Source organism: Brooklawnia sp., from assembly GCF_049651565.1.
Classification (GTDB): Bacteria; Actinomycetota; Actinomycetes; order Propionibacteriales; family Propionibacteriaceae; genus Brooklawnia.
Window position 1 is genome coordinate 1 of record NZ_JBASCI010000019.1, and the last position, 5804, is coordinate 5804.

A 5804-nucleotide genomic window follows, 5' to 3' on the forward strand; every position below is an offset into this window, starting at 1 on the left:
GTCCAGCGACCCGGTGCACCCGGGCGCCGTGGGCGATGGCCTGGGCCAGCTTTCCCGGGGACGCCGAGGCCGGTACGAACAGGTCGCAGCCGACGCCGGCGGCGGCGCAGTAGGCGGCGAAGGACGCCCCGGCGTTGCCGGAGGAGTCCTCGGTCAGCCGGGCGACGCCGCGGGCTCTGGCGTGGTTGACGACCATCGCGACGCCGCGGTCCTTGAATGATCCGGTGGGTTGGCGGGTCTCGTCCTTCACCTGGACCCGGTGGCCGTCCCACTCGATGTCGAGCAGCGGGGTCAGACCCTCCCCCAGGTTGGTGGCGCGCTGGCCCGGTTCGAGCGGCAGGGCGGCGGCATAGCGCCACATCGAGCGCTCATCGGTGCCGACGTCGCGGCGGGTCAGGCCCGGTTCGGCGTCCCACCACAACGGCCCGCCGCAGGTGCAGCGCCATACCGAGTAGTCGTCGGCGAAGGTGCGGCCACAGCGCGAGCAGCGGTAGGTCATCAGCCGACGCGGTGCAGCCAGCCGTGGCGGTCGGGTGCAGTACCGAACTGGATGCCGGTGAGGTGGCCACGCAGCGCCTGGGTCTTCGGCCCCGGAGTGCCGTCGCCGACCACCAGGTCGAGGTCGGGTGACTTGATGCCGACCACCGGGCTCACCACGGCGGCGGTGCCGCAGGCCAGCGCCTCGGTGATCCGGCCCGATTCGATGCCGTCGCGCAGTTCGGCGAAAGCCAGCGGCCGCTCGACCGGTCGCAGCCCGTGCTCGGCGGCGATGGCGAGCAGCGAGTCGCGGGTGATCCCGGCCAGGATCTGGCCGTTCAGGTCGGGGGTGACCAGCTCGCCGTCCTCGGTGATGACCAGGAAGTTCATGGTGCCGCTCTCCTCGACCCAGCGCCGGGTCGCCGAGTCCAGCCACAGCACCTGGCCGCAGCCGTGTTCGTGGGCCTGGTGCTCGGCGATCATGGAAGCGCCGTAGTTGCCCGCGCACTTGACGTCGCCGGTGCCGCCGGCCATCGAGCGGGCGAAGTCGGGGGTCACCCACAGCTTCAACGGGTCGGGGTAGAACGGCATCACCGGCATGGCCAGGCAGATGTAGGTGTACTCATTTGCTGCCCGGACGCCGATCAGCGTCTCGGAACCGAACATGAACGGCCGCAGGTACAGGCTCTGGTCGGGGGCGCTGGGCACCCAGTCGAGGTTGAGCGCGACCAGCCGGGTGACCGAATCGAGGAAGTCCTCTATCGGCAGGGGCGGCATCTGCATCCGGCGGGCCGACCGGGCGAAGCGGGCGGCGTTCATCCCGGGCCGGAACAGCCAGACCGAGCCATCGGAGTGCCGGAACGCCTTCAACCCCTCGAAGATCGACTGGCCGTACTGCAGGGCGGCCAGGCCCGGGTGCATCGGCACCTCGCCGGTGGCCACCAGGGCATGGTCGTGCCAGCCCGCCTCCGGCGTCCACACCGCCCGCGCCATGTGGTCGACGAAGTACCGGCCGAACCCCGGATCGGTCAACGCCGCCGCGATCTGCTCGGACGGGGTGCGCGGAATGCTCGGGGCTGGGAGGAAGCTGGCCATGGGCGCGAGTTTAAACCCGGGCCGGGTGCTGGCAGTGCTGGTCCCGGGGCGCGGGCCGGCCAGTCCGTCCTCGCTGACGGTGCATTGGACGCGTCCGAGGTCGGTGCCGTGGCTTGGGGTCGCCTCAGAGCTCGCTGGCGGTGGCCTGCTGGGGGCCAAGGTCGCTGCCGTGGCTTGCGGTCGCCTCAGAGCTCGCTGGCGGTGGCCTGCGGGGCGTCAGAGGTCGCTGCCGTCCTGACCGCCGGAGCCGACTCAAGCCGCCCGGATTTTCATACCCCGGACCCCTTGACGACTTGGTCGGGGCGGGCTTCAATGGTGGGACCGCAACTCCTTCGGGAGAAGCGGAGCCGGAATGACAAGGACGGTTGACAACTCCATCCATGACGCCTGTACGAGAGATCGAACCGGTTGGTCAGGATCAGGGAGCCACCCAGGACAGGGTCGGCGACAAGTCAATCATTCCGGTGGTTTCCGGAGCAGTCCAACCAGAAACCGCGAAGCCCGAGCCAACTCATACTTGGCTCGGGCTTCACCCATTTCTGGCTCAATTCTGGGCCCGGTGGTTTCCGCATCGGTTTGCGACACGCCCACCGGCCATCAGGATCATCGGCAGCAAAGGTTAACAGCAGACGTCCAGAAGGTGAACAGCAGGTGAACGAGCCGCGGCCACCGGGACGGAACTGCTAGTGGGAGCCGCTACTGCATCAGTGCTGCAGCATGTCGGCAACATTGTGCAACCGGCGCCCGGCCTCCGAGATCGATCCGCTCAACGACGGGTAGATGGTGAACGCCAAGGAGGCCTGGTCGACCGTAAGCCGCGCCGACACGCACAGCGAAACCGCATAGATGAGCTCGCTCGCGCCGGGGGCGACCACCACACCGCCGACGATGATGCCGGTCTGGGGCAGGCAGAACAGCTTGATGAAGCCGTCGTAGTGGGCCTGCATCTTCGCCCTGGCGTTGCCCTTCAACGGCACCATCACCGACCGGACGGCGAACTCCCCGGCGTCCACCTGCTTCTGGGTGACACCGACGGTGGCGATCTCGGGGGCGGTGAAGACGTTGGACGCGATGCCTCGCAGGTCGAGCGGGCGCACGGCGTCCCCCAGCGAGTGCCACATCGCGATCCGGCCCTGCATGGCGGCGACCGAGGCCAGCGGAAAGACGCCGGTCACGTCGCCGGCCGCGTAGACGCCGCGGGCGCTGGTCCGCGACATCCGGTCGACCTCGATGTGGCCGGACGATGTCAGGGTGACACCGTTCTCGGCCAGGCCCAGGTCTTCGGTGTTGGGCAGTGACCCGACCGCCATCAGCAGGTGGCTACCGGCGATGGTGCGGCCGTCGGCCAGTGTGAGCTCCACCCCGTCCGGGATGCGGCGCGCCGATTTCGCCCGCGAGCGGGACATTATCGTCATGCCGGACGACTCGAAGACCGCCTGGATCACCTTGGCTGCGTCCGGGTCCTCACCGGGCAGCACCATGTCGCGGGACGACACCAGCACCACGTCGACGCCCAGTTGCCGGTAGGCGCTGGCGAACTCGGCTCCGGTGACGCCGGAGCCCACCACGATCAGTCGATCCGGCAGTTCGGTCAGGCTGTAGAGCTGCTTCCAGTTCAGGATGCGTTCGCCGTCGGGGCGGGCGTCCGGCAGTTCTCGGGGCCGGGTACCGGTGGCGATCAGGATGACGTCGGCGGGGAAGCGGAGGATGCCGTCATCGGTGTCGGCCAGCACCACCCGGTTGTTGAGCAGCCGGCCGCGGCCACGAACCAGCTGCACCCCCTCGCTGCTCAACCGGGTTGAGATGTCGGCGCTCTGCTCCCGGGCGAGCCTGAGCAGCCGCTGGTTGATCGCCCCGAGGTCGACCCTGATCGCCTCCTGGGCGTGGTTCAGGGCTGGGTCGACCGGCACGATGCCCAGCTCCTTGCTGTGTCGGAGCCGGATCATCACCTCGGCGGTGGCGATCAGCGACTTGGACGGTACGACGTCGGTAAGGACGGCGGCACCGCCGATCTCACCGGGTTCGATCAGGGTGACGTTCCGCCCGAGTTGCCGGCCCACCATGGCCGCCTCGTAGCCGCCCGGACCGCCGCCGATGATGACAACGTTGTGCATGCCCTCATTCTTGCCCGTGGCGGGGGCTGATGGGCTCAGATCAAGCCCATAAACGCCTCGGTCACCAGTACCGATGCCGCCGCGCACAACGCCACCGGGATCAGGGATCGACCGCGTGATGCCACCACGACGGCGACCAGCAGGGCCACCGCCCCGGAGACCGGCGAGCTGGTGGCGAAGACGATGGCCCGGATGGTCATGGCGGTGAGCACCCCAGGTGGCCGCCGCCGAGATGACGATGGTGACGGTGATGATCGGCAGCCGACCGCAGCCGCGCCCCAACGAACCCGGGCCCAGTGCCAGCCAAGGGAGCAGGCCGCCCAACCGTGCCGAGCTAATGGGTGCATCGGACGGCCCAGACCGACACTTTCTGCACCCGATCCGGGGGCAGGTGTGGCCAGCGGACGGGCAGCCGCCATGGTGACGGGCAGACGCAAACAAGGAGGGGCGCACAAGGCCGCCGCCTCAGGGTCCCAGGTACCCATTCCTGGGGCCCGGTGACCGGGACGCGACGGTCAGACCAGGGAGATGGTCTGGCTCATCACGTGGCGCTGCCCGGCGGGCAGCACGACCGTCTGCCCGCGGCAGTTGACGGCCTCCACGCACACCATCTGCGTCCACTCGTCGTCACCGTAGTCGGGCATCGCTGCCGACTTGGCTCGCCACGGGTTCCACACCACGGTCTGCCTGGACCCGGCCTTCTCGACAAGGATCGTGCGCTGCCAGGCGTCGTCCACGATGCGCGTCGAACCCTCCGACTCGTAGATCCGGTCGGTCTCGGCGGTGAACGCGACCGGGCCGTCCTGGGTCGACAGTTGGTCGGTGAGCCGGTCGTGGTAGGTCGCACCCTCCAGGCCCTCGACGCGAACCTGATTGATGTCCCCAACAGCGAAGTAGGTGTGCAGGCCCTCCTCGAAGGTGAGGTCGTCGGCGCCGGCGGTCACCACCAGCTGCAGCATCAACGCCTGACCCATCAATACCTGGAGCACCAGGCTGTAGTCACTCGGCAGCCCGGGGGCGGCGTCCGCTGGGATCTCGCTGCCCTCGAGACCGAAGGTCAGGGTCGCGACGCCGCTGTCGCTGACCTGGGCATAGCGCAGGTTCCACTGCGAGAGCCGGGCGAAGCCGTGGGCAGGCGACTTGTCGCCGGCCCGTCCATTGCTGAACCATGGCCAGACGATCGGGACGCCGCCGCGGATTGCCTGTCCCGGTTCGAACATCGAGGCCTCACTCATCCACAACACCGGACGCTCACCGGCGGGCGCCCATTCAGCGACGTGGGCGCCGTTCAGGTAGATCACACCCTGCGCGGCAGGGGTGTCGATTCGGAGTCCGGGCAGGGGCGCGTCGAGGACGGCAATGACGTCGGGAAGTTCAAGGTCGGTCATGAGACCTCAACCTACGCGCAACCGACCGGGCGCGTCCGCAAATCACCTTGGAGACAGCTGAATGCTGCACCAACGCCGGTGCCCGGCCGCCCGCCCGGACGACAAAAGGCGCACGGTGCGGTCAGTCCGAAGCGGCTGGCTGCCAGGCTCCCCGCCGCAAGATGCGCACCGGACGCCAGTCGGCGTCCCAGACGACCAGGTCAGCGCTTCGGCCGGGCAGCAGTTCCCCGGCCTCCAGTCCGAGGTAGCGGGCCGGCAATGACGTGGCCGCCCGGAGCGCCTGCTGCCAGCCGACGCCCACACCGATGACGTTGCGGACCGCCGCAGACAGGGTGAGCGTCGACCCCGCGATGGTGTCGGCGCCGGCCAGCCTGGCCACACCCTGTTCGACGCGGACGATCAGTTCGCCGAGTTGGTAATCGCCGTCCGGCTGCCCGGCGGCGGCCATCGCGTCGGTGACCAGCACCACCCGGTCGGGCCAACGCTTCATGACCTCGGCCACCAGATCGAGGTGGACGTGCACCCCGTCGGCGATCAGCTCCAGCCAGACCCGCTCGGCAGCCGCGAGCGCGAGGATCGGCCCCGGGTTGCGGTGGTGCAGGGCTGGCATGGCGTTGAACAGGTGGGTCGCGCCGGTGGCGCCCGCCTCGACCGCGGCCCTCGTGGTTGCCAGGTCGGCGTCGGTGTGTCCGATGGCCGCGACCACGCCACGCTCGGCCAGCAGCCGCAC

6 protein-coding genes are annotated in these 5804 nt (G+C 69.3%); all 6 read right to left on the reverse strand.

Going from position 1 to position 5804, the window contains the following annotated elements:
• On the reverse strand, positions 1 to 499 hold a 499-nt coding region (locus WBL05_RS00945), incomplete at its 3' end, for a threonine synthase (protein WP_424223128.1).
• Complete coding sequence (locus WBL05_RS00950) at positions 499 to 1572, reverse strand: branched-chain amino acid aminotransferase (protein ID WP_424223129.1); 1074 nt, start codon at positions 1570 to 1572, stop codon at positions 499 to 501. The genes WBL05_RS00945 and WBL05_RS00950, both read right to left, overlap by 1 nt.
• Before the next feature lie 704 nt (positions 1573 to 2276).
• On the reverse strand, positions 2277 to 3686 hold the full coding sequence (locus WBL05_RS00955) for an NAD(P)H-quinone dehydrogenase (protein WP_424223130.1): 1410 nt from the start codon (positions 3684 to 3686) through the stop codon (positions 2277 to 2279).
• Between the two features lie 35 nt (positions 3687 to 3721).
• Entirely contained in the window at positions 3722 to 3886 is a 165-nt protein-coding gene (locus WBL05_RS00960) for a hypothetical protein (protein WP_424223131.1), read from the reverse strand.
• A gap of 315 nt (positions 3887 to 4201) precedes the next feature.
• Entirely contained in the window at positions 4202 to 5074 is an 873-nt protein-coding gene (locus WBL05_RS00965) for a D-hexose-6-phosphate mutarotase (RefSeq protein WP_424223132.1), read from the reverse strand.
• 121 nt (positions 5075 to 5195) lie between these two features.
• Positions 5196 to 5804 (reverse strand): amidohydrolase family protein (locus tag WBL05_RS00970; RefSeq protein ID WP_424223133.1); only part of this gene is annotated, 609 nt, incomplete at its 5' end.